Source organism: Novipirellula methanifontis, from assembly GCF_052161655.1.
GTDB lineage: Bacteria > Planctomycetota > Planctomycetia > Pirellulales > Pirellulaceae > Novipirellula.
The window spans coordinates 8,661,602-8,675,884 of sequence record NZ_CP197418.1 but is presented as its reverse complement, the minus strand read 5'-3'; the positions used below and the strand labels follow the sequence as shown (position 1 = coordinate 8,675,884).

Genomic DNA, 14,283 nt, shown 5'->3' with positions numbered 1-14,283 from the left:
GGCTTGCGCCGCACCGTTATAAAAGTAGATGACGGCCTCGATGGGGGCGGCCGCTAGGAACCGGCCCTACGCTTCAATCGACGACAGTTCATTTCCGGCTTGACCTTATGCAAGTCCAGTTAGTGTGCTGGTGCCACTGGAAAAACGATCGGTTTCGAGTCCGAGGTGTTGCAGGTAGCTGACGAACAAGTTGCAAAGTGGGGGTGGCGAATCGGCAGCAAAGGCGAGATGTTGGCCATGTTTAAAATGGCCTCCCGCGGCAAGGATTGGTAAATCTGTATTGCTGTGGCTCGATGCGTTTCCAAGGTTCGATCCCAGCATGATTGCGGTTTGATCCAACAGCGTTTTGTCGCCTTCGCGAACTTCATCGAGTTTTTGCAGCAGTTCGGCAAACAGCCGCATCTCTTCTTTTTCGATGATCGATAACATTTCGATCTTATTGGGATCACGACCGTGGTGGCTTAGATTGTGCCATCCATCGTCGACTCCCTCCAGTGCGACCACTTCGTTGCCGCCGGCGCCAATCATGGTGATCAGCCGCGTGGAATCGGTTTGGATGGCCAGAAAAATCATGTCGTACATCAATTGCATCGCTCCGGTAAAGTCGGCGCGATCGGTGATGTCGGTCGGCGGCTTGCGATCGACAATGGGCTTGGGGCGTTTCTCCCACTGAGCCGCTTGCACGAGCCGGACTTCGAGTTCGCGGACACTTGAAAAGTATTGATCCAAGGTTTGGTTGTCGTCTCGACCCACATCACGCTGGACCTTGCGAGTTTGCTCAAGAACAAGGTCCATCACGCTCTGGCCATCTTCGATTCGCCGCATTTGAGCAGCCTTTTCGTCTTTGTTGCCTTCGAGAAACAGCTTGGCAAACAGTCGTGACGGACGCGATTCGGCGGGGATTTGCACACCCGATCGCGTGAACGAAAGACTCGATCGGTTTGCCGCCAACACCAACGAACCAAATCGAGTGCGGTGGCCAATTTGTTCCGCCGCGTATTGGTCGACCGAAATGGTGTTGTGAAAACTAGGCTGGCCGGGGTGGGGTGCGCCGGTTAAAAAACTTTTCTCAGCCGAATGCCCTCCGTCGACATCCGGGTGCATCAAACCGGACACGATGGAAACCTTGTTGCGAACCTTTTGTAGAGGTTCCAAGTACGGAGTGACCTCGTATTGGTGCCCCGCTGATTTCGGGAACAGGTTGGGGGTGTGGATTCCTAGCGGAGCACAAATCATCAGCATGCGGCGGATATCACCGTTGCTCGGGTCGGTCGTCGTGTCTAGAGGATCGGCTGCCCCAGCGGAGGTTGGCGAGAATGTCTGCAGCAGCGGCAGCGACATCGCGACGCCCGTGGCTCGTAAAATTCGCCGGCGATCAATGCGGAGGTTCATGATGCGATGCTTTTTAGGTTTAAGGCTGCAGAAATAAGTCACTCGCGACGATTTCCAGAATCAACGAACGCAAACCGTGATCGTTCTGTTTGGCTTCGTTGACGATCGCATCGATGCCACGACGATCTGAAAGCGTGATGCGGCGACCGAATGCATAGATGCACAGTTTGCTCGTGATGGCTCGCGTGATCGACGTTTGGTCTTGCAGCAAACATTCGCGAAATTGTTTGAAATCGTCGAACGGTCGACCGTCGGCAAAATGCGAGGCGGTTTCGACCGACGGGCCTTTGCGATAAGAAATTCGCTTGTCCGGAATCTTTTCTCCCTCACCGAGCGATCGATACCAAGTCCGCTCGCCTCCGATCGGATCAAAATGTTCCAAAGCAAATCCGGCAGGATCGATTCGTTTGTGGCAGCTTGCACATGAATCGACGGATGCATGTTTACTCAATTGTTCGCGGATCGTCGTGGCGCCACGAATGTCGGGTTCGACCGCGGCAACGCCGGGCGGCGGTGGCGGTACGCTGCGGCCAAGCAAATTCGTCAGTACCCAATTTCCACGAATCACAGGCGAGGTCGTGGTGCCATTTGCCGTCACCTTTAACACACTCGCTTGCGTCAGCACCCCGCCGCGAACGCTGTCAGGTGGAAGCTCCACTCGTTGAAACGTTTCATTGCCCCTGATGCCTTGGATGCCGTAATGTTTCGCGATTCGTTCATTCAGAAAGGTAAAGTCTGAGTCGATGAAATTTGCGACGCTGAGATCTTCTTGCAAAACATGCGTAAAGAAGTGACGAGTTTCCCCGAGCATCGCTTCGATCAAAAGAGGATCATATTCGGGATACAGTTTGCCATCGGGCGTGGTGAATTCGATGTCGCGGAGGTCGAGCCATTGTCCGGTAAAGTTTTCGACGAAACGCTGGATCTTGGGGTCACGCATCATGCGTTCGGATTCCGCCTTGCGGATTTTAGGATCGCGTAGCTTGTCGGACGCAGCCAGTTCAAGCAGTCGTTCGTCGGGCATCGTCGACCACAGGAAATAGGACAACCGCGATGCGATCGTGTAGCTATCCACTTGGGGATCGCGATTGATCAGCAAAAATTGAGGCGAGCATAATACGGCGGTGACGCCGGCTCGCACCGCCTGTTCAAATGTGCGACCTGACTGCAATCGCTCGAGCGTTAAACGAACGAACGGTTCGATCTCGGATTCATCGACGGGACGGCGAAAGGCACGCGGCACAAGGTTGCGAATGATTCGCTCGGCATCTTCCTCAGCATTGGACGACTCGACCACGTGCCGTTGCACCCCTTTTCGATGTCGCATGTAGATGGTTTGCTCGGGGACCATCGTGATCGAGTCGGAGTTGCCGAAGAGTCGTTTCTGAGCTTCGCTAGGGAAGCTTTGGTCAATCGGACCATGTGTTTCGGCCCACGCGATACCAACGCCTGGACGCGACTCGTGCTTGTCTCGCCACGTTACATGCTCGGGCCAAATTCGTGGCACGATGTGGATGGAATGCCCTTCGTCCATCGCGGTGGTAAATTCAATCACGCGAGGGTTCGTCGGAGTCCCGGTGACATCGTAGATACCGATGAATTTGCGAGTCTCGGGGCCGAACAGCGACCCGGTATAGATTGCGACCGACAACGTTCGCTCACCAGGATCGTGCGGCCATAGGGCAACGCGACAGCGGTAGACGCCGTCTTCGATCGGGTGCACCTCGTCGAGTCGTGCGGGAGGCCAACCGGGAGTGAATTTTACGAACGAATTCTCGACTTCGATCGTTCCCCCCTTTTTCTTTTTCACCGATTCAATGTTGTCGCGAACTTGCATCATCTCGACATGACGCGTTTGCGGAGGCAGCGGCTTGATCCGGCGCACCACCGCATCAAAGGCGATGTCCGCGGCCTGAAGGTATTGCTCGAGCAGAACCGAGGAAATGCTTAACCCATCGGCGACGTTGTCAAATCCCTGCACCGACTGGTCCTCGGGCAAAAGATCCACTAACGGCACTTCGATTCCCAATAGATCATGAATCGTGTTTTCGTACTCGCGGCGATTCATCCGGCGAAGCGATAGCGGCTTTTCCGATGTGGTTCTAGCAACGCGACCCACAATGTGCTCGATCGCTGCGGAGGTTGTTGCTGGATCAGGACGCGGCGAATCGGGCGGCGGCATCTCGCCATGCTGGAGTGCGTCGACCACCCGGGACCACGTCGCCAAATCGGCTTGCCATCGGGAGGACGCGGTCAATGCGTCAAACTGAATACCGGCTTCCGCTTCCTTTCCGCTGTGGCACTCGACGCAGTGTCGCTCGAAAAATGTTTCGAGCTGGATTTCCGCAGGCGAGGAGGTTTCAGATGCCTGGGAATCGGAGGGCGGGGCAGCATTGGCACCGCCAACCAAAAGTCCCACGGTGAGCGGGACGAGCATCAGGAGAGAGCGGAAAGGGTGGGACATCAGGCGACCGTCACGATGGATATTCAGCCGTCCTTAGCGTCTCATTCGCATTCCTGGTTACTTTTTAACAAGTGACCAATCGCGACGCTGGCGGCTGCTAGGAATTCCCATCCGTTTTCGGTATTTTGTTACCGTTCGGCGGGCGACAGTCATGCTCGCCTTTTTCAGCTCGTCGACCAGTTGCTCGTCGCTGTAAGGATTGCTCTTGTCTTCCTTGTCAATCAATTCTTGCAGCTTCAACCGAATCGTATCCCAAGCAACATCGTCGCCATCTTCGGTTTGTGTTCCGCCGACAAAGAATCGCTTCAACGGCAAAATGCCACGCGGAGTTTGGATCCATTTATCGTCGACCGCTCGGCTGACCGTAGTCACGTGGACGCCCACTTTGTCGGCAATCTGTTGCATCTTTAGCGGTTCGATCGCCTCGGGACCTTCGTCGAGGAATCTCTTTTGATGTACGACAATCGCTTCGGCGACCTTGGTTAACGTGCTACGTCGCTGTTCGATCGAGTCGATCAGCCACTGGGCACTGCTGATTTTCTGTTTGATGAACTCGCGTTCTTCGGTCGTGCTGGTGGGGTCCTGCAGTCGGCTGCGGTAATAGTCGCTAATGAACAACTGCGGGACGCGGTCATCATCGAGCCGGACTTTGTATTCCCCATCGTCATCTTGTTCCAAGATGATATCGGGGGTGACATTGGGAACGTAGGTTTCCATGAACGCCGCGCCCGGTTTGGGGTTGAGCATATGCAGCTCTTCACGGATTTCTTGGATCTGCTCGATCGTGAAGTTCGTCTTCTTGGCGATTTGCGGCAAGCGATTCTCGGCCAAGTCGACCAAGTGCGAGCGGATCAAAGTCTTCATTTCCTCGTAATGAGGAATCGCAGGGGAAAGTTGATTCAGCAGACATTCGCTCAGGTCACGTGCCGCGATCCCAGCGGGTTCAAGCGATTGCACAATACCGAGTGCTTTTTCAGCGAGATGCAAATCTTCTTCGGTGTGTCCGGCGGACAACAAATCAACCAACGGGGTGCGAAGATAGCCACCGTCGCGTGCATCGAGCGTGCTGATAATTCGTTCAGCCAGCTTTTCAATGCGATCATCAATGTCCATTTCGGCGAGTTGATGAAGCAAGAAATCGTTCAGCGATTCTGGCCGCGACTGAGCGTTGGCCATCAAATCATGGCGGCGATCAGCATCGTCCTGCATGCGGTTGGACGAGCGACGGAACGAGTCATCAAACGTGCTGGGAAGATCATTGACCATCTTTTCCAAGCGTTCGAAGTCGTCTTGGTTAGCGTGATCGTTGTCGACGACGAGTTCTTTCTCGTCTTCGCTACGTGTATCGGCCGAAGGAGCATCATCGTCGAGTTGATCCGGCTCCGTTGGGTCGACATCCTGTTGTTCGAGCAGCGGATTCTCGTTCATCTCCTGCTCAATGCGCTCCTGCAGAGCCAATGTAGGCAGCTGCAGAATCTCCATTGACTGGATCATCCGAGGGGCCAACTTCTGAACCTGCATTTGCCGGGCCTGAAGACCCATCGACATCCGCATTGTTGCATTCTCTGAAAATACGAGGAGGTGGAATCCTGGCACCGCCTGTCCCCGAACCAGGGAACTGGCAATCGGTGGGGAACTGGCATTCGGTGCGCCGCAATTCTACCAGCACTCGCTGTGCCATTGGCGAGAAAAATGCGGCTTTGGCCAAGAAAAGTTTCTATAGCGTGTTGGTACTATAGTTTTTGCCGGCCCGTCAATGCATCCGCGATCATTTCGCGATTGGCATATTCCAACACGCTTCCAGCCGTAATTCCCCGGGCTAAACGGGTGACTTCGACCGGATATTCGCTCAAAAGGTTCGAGATATAGAGGGAGGTTCCGTCTCCCTCGACCGTCGGGTTGGTCGCCATGATCACTTCGACGAAGTTACCTTTTCGCACGCGTTCGACCAGAGGATCGATCGTTAATTGGTCGGGGCCGATTCCGTCCAACGGGGCGATCCGGCCGAGTAACACGTGGTAGACGCCTCGATAGGCACTCGATTGTTCGAGACTCATTAGGTCACGAGGCTGCTCGACGACACAGATCCGTGTGCTATCTCGATTGGGATCCGAACAGATCGCACACAGCTCGGTTTCGGACAGATTGAAGCATGCCGAGCAATAGCGAACGTCCTTTCGAACACGCCGGATCGCGTCAGCAAGTCCGAGTGCCTCGTGCTCGCTGACCCGCAGCAGGTGGAACGCCAAACGTTCGGCGCTTTTGCGTCCGATCCCGGGTAGTCGCCCAAGTTGTTCCACTAATTCCGATACGGCGCCAGCATGATTGCTCATCGTGATCAACCGCCTCCGGTCAAGTTTGCCAAGATGCCATCCAAGCCTGGGATGTTGATATCCATGTCGGCAACCATTTGGGAAATGCCGTCGGCGTACATCTGTTTGGCTGCGGCACCCGCCTCGTTGGTCGCTTCGAGCACCGAGATCTCAATCACTTCGCTGGAATACTCGCCGCGGATCTGCACCGATTGGACATGCCCCAATCCGTTCATCAAGACGGTGACGTCGGTTTCGGAGGCCGTTCCCGTGACTGTCGCGACTTTCATCTGGTCATTGAGCTGCTGCATCTTTTCGGGCAGCTTTTGGAACGATCCCATCATCGACGCGATGTTGCCGAGATTGCCAAGTCCTTTGAACATATTGAACGCTTAAAATTAGGAGAATGCAGGAAAGAGACGATCGCTGAGTGCGAATTGTATACCGTTGGCAAACGATCCCCAACACCTGCGATTCTAATCAGAGTCGAGGCGGATGGGCATCGAGCCAGGCGAGCAGGGAGTTGGGCGAGAAGAGATCGCCCCCCTAAGGGCCGCTTGGCCCCAGAAGAAGTGCTTTTAGTAGCGAGGGTGAGCCGTGGGCCGTGAGGCACCGGATAATGTGCGGGGCCCCAGCCGCTTACAGGAACGCTGGGTTAGAAAAATCAGAACCCAAAGCGTAAGCGAGGGACTCGAAGCAATCTTGCAGCGTGTTACCGGAGGTCCCTCGCTCACGCGTCGGGTTGTAATGGTAATTGCTACGCGGCCATGTGAATAAAGGGGGTTTCTAAGCCGGACGCTGTCTTACACGTCGCGGCTCACAAAATCAACAAACCGTTAACACGATTCATTTCCCCAGCTTATTTGCTCCCCATGCCCGCTAGGCTAGAGCGTTATTTCGAGCGGAAATTATACGCCGTGTTGTACTGGTCAAAGTCTGCGTTGCTGAGACCAACGTTCACGTTTAGATCGAGGTAGGTGTACTCTTCGATCACTTCCAAGGGAGCTCCCTCACGCTTGGGCCAATCGTAGGCCACGTAGCGAATTGGCAAGTTCAGCTCGTCATCGATAAAGATCTGAGCCTGATGGAATTCGGCACCGGGGGTGCGGGTCGGCTGGGTCACATGCAACACGGTACACACGCGGTCTTTGATACGTGCATTTTTGCGGAATTCGCAAGCAACGTCGGGACACTGTTTGGCTTGTTGGCCCCGTTCGATCAACTTGACGATCAAGTTTTCGATACCGATTTCGGTCATCGGGTAACGTTGACCACGCATCGCCAACATGCCGTCGACGGGGATCGTGACCGTGGGCAGGAACTTGCCTTTGAAGCCGCCTTCGTGAGCGATCAGGTAGCCATCGTTTTGGTTCTCGACGAACAAGACCTCGCGACCTTTGACGGTGCTTGGTTTCAGAAAACCGAGATAAACACTCAGCGGCTGGGTAATCTGGCCGCCATTCGTTTTGCGATTGCGAACTTTCGCATACATGTATTCATAATCGCCAAGCGTATCCCCTACGCGTTCACGCTTTACCAAGATCGCGGTGTAGTCGTTCACGTTGGCGCGGCAGTGCGTCAGCGCGTCCTTGGCTATGTCGAGGGCGCGGTCCAGCGGGTGCTGGGCAATATGCTTGGGGGTGATGCTGGCCGCGTTCGCAACGCGGTGGATTGGTTCGACGAGCTGTGGATCTTCCGCAAATGCACTCCCCGTCCCCAGCGCACCAGTAACGGAAAGCGAACCAAACAGAGCGACAAAACGGCGGCGTTGCATTTTCATGAATTTCTTCCTGGAAGTAACGTTGCGGCCTCCGTTGCCGCCTAGGTTGTCTATCGCCGAACGAGAGTACGAATCATGAAAAGGGAAAAGCATCACAGTCTTCAATACCGTAACCGGCATATCCGGAACCATTGCTGCGATGATTCGCCACCCCTCCGCAACAGACTAAACACTCCGTATTTCGACCGGGGATTCGTAGTTTCACCATACAGCCGGCGACAATGCAGTTTCTAGACCATTTTTGCCAAATTGATTGGGGAATGAAGCAAAAAAACATTGTCTGCTGTTCTCGGGTCGTTCTTGAATCAATCTTTGATTTTCGGCTCAACTACCCCGTATCGGCCGGCCGATGAGTAAAAAGCGGGCAATCGGCAAAGTCTTCCTAGTTTGCCAGGCCCGCTGGACGCTCATTCGCCTCGGTCGAGTATTTTGAAATGATTTCAATCCGTTCTTTCGCCGGATCCTGCTTGGCCGTGTGGTTGGTGCTCGTTTTTCCATCAACGGTTGTCGTTTCCCAGACAGTTGCCGAGGACATGACACCGGCGGAAGCCAGGGCACGGCAGTCTTGGGCTCCCGTGGCCACATCGAATCAGCCGCGACGGCCGCCACAACCGCTGCGTGACCCTGTGGATTGGCCCGCCCCGGTTCGGCCCGCCACGGTTCGGCATGTGTCGTCCAGTTCCTCGGCGGCGTCCTCAGGCCAATCGACTGCAAACAGCCGTTACTCGCAACGTGTCCGTTTGGCCGCAGAATCTGCCGACGCATCCCAAATGGCCGACGCATCCCAAATGGGACGTCATTTGCACGCTCACGGCGAACCTCCGATCAATGTTTCCGAACAGTCCGATCCGCCAGTCGGGCAGAACGTGGGCCTGCTTTCGGATCTTTTTGGGGGGGCAGTCGGTCCTGGCAATCCGACGCCGACGCACCGCGTGATCCGCTCACCGGAATTCAGTTTGCCCAAAAACAAGCTCGGGGAGCGATACTCGGAAACCCATCCTCCTCACTCGTCGCATCATCAGCGCAAGGTCGGTACGCCAGCGATGATCCCGCAAGCCAAGGAGAGTGCGAGCTGGAAGACGCCTTATTCGTACGGCTATTTCGGAGCCAGCAGCAAGCGAAGCTGGTCCAAGCACACGGGGTATCGGGACCGCTATACCGAATGGATCTTGCAATAGCGTTGGGATCCATAGAGGCGAATCAGGGTCTTATCGCCCTTCTTTCAAACTTGGCGGCAGTCGGGGTACCATGTTCGCTGCGGAATTTGTTGCCGTAGTTCGAAACCTCTTTCCCCTAGCGATACACGATGAGCTCTCCTGAACCTTCCTCAGGGCGTCCCGCCCCCGCGTCACCTGGCCGTCCAGGTCACCATGGTGCCCCATTGCCTGAGCCTTCGGTGATCCCCGAGAACGGATGGCATTGTGCCCATTACTTTTATCGTTTTCGCCGCGAAGCACTTACTTCGCGTTTGAGTGCCGAATGCCAAAGTCAGTTCAAAGCGGCCCTGCATCCGGCCGCAGAAGTGGCGCCCGAGCGACTCGCGAGTTACTGGACCAGCGGCCATCGTGCCGATTTCGGCGTGATGATCATGGATCCCGATCCGGCCAAGGTGGATGCGGTTCATCAACGCATTCTTGCTCCGCCGTTGGGCCAATTCGTCGAAGCGAGCTGGTCGTTTGTTTCGATGACCGAAGTGAGCGAGTACGTTCCTTCGATCGAGGAATACGAAAAACGTTTGATCGCCGGTGGCGAAGTCGCCGGTTCGCCCGAAGTGGCAGCCAAGGTGGCGGGGTATGAGCGACGTTTACCGATGATGAACGAGCAGCGGATCCGCCCAGAATTTCCCGAATGGCCCGTGGCTTGTTTTTACCCGATGAACAAAAGCCGCGTGGTCGGCGCCAACTGGTTCACCGAACCGTTCAGTCTGCGAAACAAGATGATGGCCGAACATGCCCAAAGCGGCATGGCGTTCGCCGGCAAAGTAAGCCAGCTAATCTCCGTCGGCGTCGGTATCGACGACTGGGAATGGATGGTCACCCTGTGGGGGCGAAATCCCGAGTACTTGAAAGAGATTGTCTACAAGATGCGATTCGACGAAGCGAGTGCCAAGTACGGTGAATTCGGGCCGTTCTACGTTGGCTATCGTGCGAGTGCCGAGGAAATCCTCGAGCATTGCCAACTGAATTAGGGGCCAAGCGCTCTGTCACCTATGAAGTTTAGGGTAGTGGATCTTGTTACAGATCCTGCTGCATGAGGATCTTTAACAAGATCCACTACCGCTAAGGACCTTCGGAGTAATTACTGACGTAGCGGAACTCGTCAAGAGTTTTGACCAGCCTGGAAAACGAAAGTCTTGACGACTTCCGCTACGGGAAAACCCGTCACTTATTGTTCCGACGGTCCTCAGGAGAATGTTTCGCCGGTGATTCGCTCAAACGCTTCGGTGTATTTGGCTGCCGTTCGCTCGATCACCTCGGCGGGCAGCGGCGGCGGATCGGATTGTTTGTCCCAGCCGCATTGGGACAAATACTCGCGAACGAACTGCTTATCGAATGAGGGCTGAGCCGATCCCGGGGCGTAGCTGGCTGCGTTCCAAAATCGTGAGCTGTCTGGAGTCAGCACTTCGTCAACCAGCACCAATTCGCCGTCGACCATGCCGAATTCGAATTTGGTATCCGCGATGATCAGTCCCTTGGATGCAGCGTGCTGAGACGCTTCGCGGTAGATATGGAGGCTTTGGTCGCGAAGCTTTTCGGCGAGTTCCGTACCGATGTCGGACGCCATCCGCTCGAAAGAAACATTTTCGTCGTGTCCCTCTTCCGCCTTCGTTGCCGGAGTGAAAATCGGCTCGGGCAACGCATCGCACTGCTTCAGTCCCTGCGGAAGTGCGTTCCCGCAAATCTCGCCGGTCGCTTGATATTCCTTGAGTCCGCTGCCTTCGAGATAGCCGCGGACGACGCATTCAAACGGCACCACGTCGGCTTTTTCGACAATCATCGTTCGGCCTTCCAGCGGCGATGTATCGAACTTTTGCGTCAAGTCGGCGGGGATCTCCGTCGCCAGCAAGTGATGTCGGACGGGCAGGATTGAAAACCAAAAACGGCTCATTTGCGTCAATAAGCGGCCTTTATTCGGAATCCCACTGGGCAAGATGTAATCAAAGGCGCTGATTCGATCGCTGCTGACGATCATCAGCGAATTTCCCAGATCGTAGACGTCTCGGACTTTGCCGCTGCGTCGGGGCACTGGCAAATGCGTCGATAGCAGTGCGCCATTGGCGTCAAAGGTGTACAGGTCCGGGGGGCTGGATTCGTTTTGGTTGCTCATGCAATTACTTTGCCAAAACGACCCCCACTCGGCAACTAGCCTTCTCTGGCGAATCCCCGCTGCGGACGTCCCCCCTCGTCTCGCGAATCCCCCGTTTAGAAAGTACAATAACTGTCGCGGAAGACCGATGGCGACGTGCTGGAAATAATACGTTACGCTCTCATGCTTCAATTTACGGTTGCGCACACGCGTATGACTCTTCAATTTCGGATTTGGCCTGGCAATACACTATGGGACAGTTTTTCTTCGATGTCCCTGAGACGGCTCAAGATTTTATCAGCCGGTCACTCTGGAAAGATGCCTACATCTGTGGGATTGAAGGCGTTCCTTGGCAATCGAGAAACGAGTTCGACGGATCGCGATTGACGATAACGCGAGGCATCGAGTCCTCCGGGAAGCTGTTTTTGACCTGCCCGATCGAAGGCGTCGGTTATTGCACGCTCAATACATGTAGTTTGCGGCCGCTCGAGGAAGCCCACCTGTTGCTGTTGGAATTGGCTCGCGGCAGTTGTTATCGCGCCCGCATCCAATCCGATGCCTGGGAACGAGCCGGATTGACGTTGACCAGTACATTTTTAGAGCTGATGGCCGAGGGAACGCAACGTTTTCTCGACGCGGCTCAACGTCGAGGCGATCCCGGCGTGGCATCCGAATATGCGATCGACGCGATTTCGATCCTGGAACAGGCCAACGCGGAACTCGGTGACAGTTACGCGATCCAGTCGGTGTCGTTCCGCAAACAACGCGAGGCCCAGCTGGGGACCTTGTTAGCCGCGGCCGTCGTTCCGCCGAGCCCAACCGAGCCAGATCACGAACAAGAGTTTTGCGCGGCATTTAATTCTGCGGCGGTGCGATTGAGTTGGGCCGATATCGAAACCGATTCAGGCCGGTTCGACTACGACGCAGCCGAGCAATCGATTCGTTGGTGCGCGTCAAAAGGGCTGCGAGTGATCGGAGGTCCGCTATTGGATTTCCGCGAGCGATTGATGCCACACTGGTTGTATTTGCTCGAAGATGATTTTGAGTCGTTGTTGCAATCGGTTTGTAATTTTGCCGAACGCACTGTTTTAAAACTTCGCGGTTCGGTCCAGCTTTGGAATTGTGCTTCGGGACTCAATACGCCAGGCCCGCTGAAGCTAGACGACGAGCAAATCATGCGATTAGCCGTGGGAATTTTACAGACGGTTCGCCGCAACGATCCCAACACTCCGGCAATCATGATGTTTGATCAACCGTTTGGCGAATATTTGGCGAAACACCGAGATGCGATCTCGCCTCTTCACTTTGCCGATGCAATCGCTCGCAGCGGACTTGGGATGGCGGGGTTTGGTTTGGATGTGCGAGTCAACTACGCCAGCGGTGCGACGCTGCCACGCTCGGCCATCGACTTCGGCCAAATGATTGACCGCTGGGGAACGCTCGGATTGCCGCTGCTGGTTCAGCTGTCGATCCCCGGAGATCGTGGAGCGGATGAAAAAGCGATTTATCCGCTCGAGACGTTACCCGAAACCTCGTCCGAACTTGATGCGAGTTCCGATCAACTGCGAATCGCAAGCCCGCTGATCCGCACGCTGCTTGCTAAGCATATCGTGCACGGCATTGTTTGGGACGGCTGGTCCGATGCATTGCCGCATGTGTTGAGCCATTCGGGATTGATCGACGCCGAGAACGAACCGCGACCGCTGCTGGACTATCTAACGCGAGTCCGACGCGACTTTTTAGCGTAGGCTCTGCCGCCTTCTCGTAGCGAAAGTCGCCAAGACTTTCGGCGTCCTACTAAAGCGTTTACCACTTTTCTGGTACATCGGGTTGTTGCCAAACGCTCATTCCGCCGTCGACCAATAACGTTTGTCCATGGACATGTTCTGCCGCGTCGGATAACAGGAACACTGCGGCGCCACCACATGCATCGGGGCTGGGAATCTGACCGTTTGGCGTGTGCAGTTTCATCCAGCTTTCAATGCGAGTGTCTTGGTTGACGATGTCAGTCAATGGAGTGCGGACCAATCCCGGTGCCATCGCGTTGACTCGGATTTGATGAGGGGCCAGCGAAACGCACAGCGAGCGGACCATCGCCGCGACTGCTCCCTTGCTGGTGTCATAGGCGGTGTGATCGGGTTCCGCCAACACGCCATTGATCGAACCGGTAAACAGCACACGGCCAGCCACTCCCTTTTCGATCCAACGTTTGGCAAACGCTTGAGTCAAAAAGTATCCTGAGGTGACATTCAAATCGATCGTGGTGCGATAACGTTCGTACGTCATCTCTAGGAAAGGCGTGTCGATAAACGTGCCAGCGTTGTTGATCAACAGATCGATGCCCGGCATCGTATTGTCAATCGCCGCCATCAGAGGTGCAAGATATTCATTTGGTGGGGCTGATAAATCGGCGGTCAATAATTCCGCTTGGACCCCCAATTCGCGGAGTTCGTTTCGGGTGCGAATCGCGATCTCGTCTTCGTCGCGCCCGAGAATCAACACGTCCGCTCCGGCGGTGGCGATTGATTTCGCGATGGCAGCTCCGACACCTTGAGTACCGCCGGTGACAAGGGCGCGGCGTCCGGTGAGAGCAAAGGGGGATGGCGTGAGGCTCATAGTGATGGAGGATCCGAATCGGTGGGAGCGAAAGTAGTGGGAGGGATCATGGAGGGGACAGCGGGGGGAAATGCAGGAAGTGCGAAATCACAAAAGTTTTGTCGTCACCGGTTTTCGGAAAAAAAGCAACAACTTTGCGAGTTCGACTCATCGGCGGGCGAATCTTTTGCCGACCTACCTTGATGAACACCTTAGCGAGTCTAAGATAAAGGTTGTGGGACTGAATAAGGCCCACAACCGCTTCGGTCGTCTAATTTCGGCAGAGGGATCATTTTCCGGGTTCGCCAAAGTCATACAAAGGCTTGTACAGTAGTACGCTGAGACTTTCGCGTTTCTCCCAGCGGCTCCATTTTGCCGCCGACCGATCGAAGCATTTCAAATAGCCGGCCAATGATGTGAAAACGTCATTGGCC

11 protein-coding genes are annotated in these 14,283 nt (G+C 55.2%); 3 read left to right on the top strand and 8 right to left on the bottom strand.

The features are described 5' to 3' along the window. Nucleotides 1-105: 105 nt before the first annotated feature. The 6 genes from SH528x_RS30885 to SH528x_RS30860 all read right to left on the bottom strand — a co-directional run bounded on the left by SH528x_RS30885 (nucleotide 106) and on the right by SH528x_RS30860 (nucleotide 7,948). Nucleotides 106-1,392 (bottom strand): DUF1552 domain-containing protein, encoded by a 1,287-nt coding sequence (locus SH528x_RS30885; RefSeq protein ID WP_442507268.1) that lies wholly within the window; start codon nucleotides 1,390-1,392, stop codon nucleotides 106-108. A gap of 19 nt (nucleotides 1,393-1,411) precedes the next feature. Then, a complete protein-coding gene (locus SH528x_RS30880) occupies nucleotides 1,412-3,829 on the bottom strand; it encodes a DUF1592 domain-containing protein (RefSeq protein WP_442507267.1) in 2,418 nt (805 codons plus the stop codon). Nucleotides 3,830-3,913: 84 nt separating this feature from the next. Beyond that, a complete protein-coding gene (gene rpoN, locus SH528x_RS30875) occupies nucleotides 3,914-5,398 on the bottom strand; it encodes an RNA polymerase factor sigma-54 (protein ID WP_442512211.1) in 1,485 nt (494 codons plus the stop codon). Nucleotides 5,399-5,589: 191 nt separating this feature from the next. After that, on the bottom strand, nucleotides 5,590-6,189 hold the full coding sequence (recR, locus tag SH528x_RS30870) for a recombination mediator RecR (protein WP_442507266.1): 600 nt from the start codon (nucleotides 6,187-6,189) through the stop codon (nucleotides 5,590-5,592). A gap of 5 nt (nucleotides 6,190-6,194) precedes the next feature. Further along, on the bottom strand, nucleotides 6,195-6,551 hold the full coding sequence (locus tag SH528x_RS30865) for a YbaB/EbfC family nucleoid-associated protein (RefSeq protein WP_442507265.1): 357 nt from the start codon (nucleotides 6,549-6,551) through the stop codon (nucleotides 6,195-6,197). 509 nt (nucleotides 6,552-7,060) lie between these two features. Then, complete coding sequence (locus SH528x_RS30860) at nucleotides 7,061-7,948, bottom strand: DUF1571 domain-containing protein (protein WP_442507264.1); 888 nt, start codon at nucleotides 7,946-7,948, stop codon at nucleotides 7,061-7,063. Between the two features lie 434 nt (nucleotides 7,949-8,382). On the opposite strand from SH528x_RS30860, the gene SH528x_RS30855 reads away from it, so the two are divergent. Together SH528x_RS30855 and hemQ are read left to right on the top strand one after the other, a co-directional pair. Then, nucleotides 8,383-9,126: a hypothetical protein gene (locus SH528x_RS30855; protein ID WP_442507263.1), complete on the top strand. Its 744-nt coding sequence runs from the start codon at nucleotides 8,383-8,385 to the stop codon at nucleotides 9,124-9,126. Between the two features lie 203 nt (nucleotides 9,127-9,329). Then, nucleotides 9,330-10,136, top strand: coding sequence for a hydrogen peroxide-dependent heme synthase (hemQ, locus tag SH528x_RS30850; RefSeq protein ID WP_442512210.1), 807 nt, complete (start codon nucleotides 9,330-9,332; stop codon nucleotides 10,134-10,136). Nucleotides 10,137-10,351: 215 nt separating this feature from the next. On the opposite strand, the gene SH528x_RS30845 is transcribed toward hemQ, so the two are convergent. Next, nucleotides 10,352-11,275: a phosphoribosylaminoimidazolesuccinocarboxamide synthase gene (locus SH528x_RS30845; protein ID WP_442507262.1), complete on the bottom strand. Its 924-nt coding sequence runs from the start codon at nucleotides 11,273-11,275 to the stop codon at nucleotides 10,352-10,354. A gap of 230 nt (nucleotides 11,276-11,505) precedes the next feature. Between SH528x_RS30845 and SH528x_RS30840 the strand changes: the two genes are divergently transcribed. Continuing rightward, nucleotides 11,506-13,002, top strand: a complete 1,497-nt coding sequence (locus tag SH528x_RS30840; protein ID WP_442507261.1) for a glycoside hydrolase family 10 — start codon at nucleotides 11,506-11,508, stop codon at nucleotides 13,000-13,002. Nucleotides 13,003-13,060: 58 nt separating this feature from the next. On the opposite strand, the gene SH528x_RS30835 is transcribed toward SH528x_RS30840, so the two are convergent. Continuing rightward, on the bottom strand, nucleotides 13,061-13,870 hold the full coding sequence (locus SH528x_RS30835; RefSeq protein ID WP_442507260.1) for an SDR family NAD(P)-dependent oxidoreductase: 810 nt from the start codon (nucleotides 13,868-13,870) through the stop codon (nucleotides 13,061-13,063). Between the last annotated feature and the right edge of the window lie 413 nt (nucleotides 13,871-14,283).

Coding starts and splice junctions, on each gene's coding strand:
- SH528x_RS30880 (WP_442507267.1), bottom strand. CDS start 3,829: ATGCTCGTCCCGCTCACCGTGGGACTTTTGGTTGGCGGTGCCAATGCT.
- SH528x_RS30835 (WP_442507260.1), bottom strand. CDS start 13,870: ATGAGCCTCACGCCATCCCCCTTTGCTCTCACCGGACGCCGCGCCCTT.
- SH528x_RS30855 (WP_442507263.1), top strand. CDS start 8,383: ATGATTTCAATCCGTTCTTTCGCCGGATCCTGCTTGGCCGTGTGGTTG.
- SH528x_RS30860 (WP_442507264.1), bottom strand. CDS start 7,948: ATGAAAATGCAACGCCGCCGTTTTGTCGCTCTGTTTGGTTCGCTTTCC.
- recR (WP_442507266.1), bottom strand. CDS start 6,189: ATGAGCAATCATGCTGGCGCCGTATCGGAATTAGTGGAACAACTTGGG.
- SH528x_RS30885 (WP_442507268.1), bottom strand. CDS start 1,392: ATGAACCTCCGCATTGATCGCCGGCGAATTTTACGAGCCACGGGCGTC.
- SH528x_RS30840 (WP_442507261.1), top strand. CDS start 11,506: ATGGGACAGTTTTTCTTCGATGTCCCTGAGACGGCTCAAGATTTTATC.
- SH528x_RS30865 (WP_442507265.1), bottom strand. CDS start 6,551: ATGTTCAAAGGACTTGGCAATCTCGGCAACATCGCGTCGATGATGGGA.
- rpoN (WP_442512211.1), bottom strand. CDS start 5,398: ATGGGTCTTCAGGCCCGGCAAATGCAGGTTCAGAAGTTGGCCCCTCGG.
- SH528x_RS30845 (WP_442507262.1), bottom strand. CDS start 11,275: ATGAGCAACCAAAACGAATCCAGCCCCCCGGACCTGTACACCTTTGAC.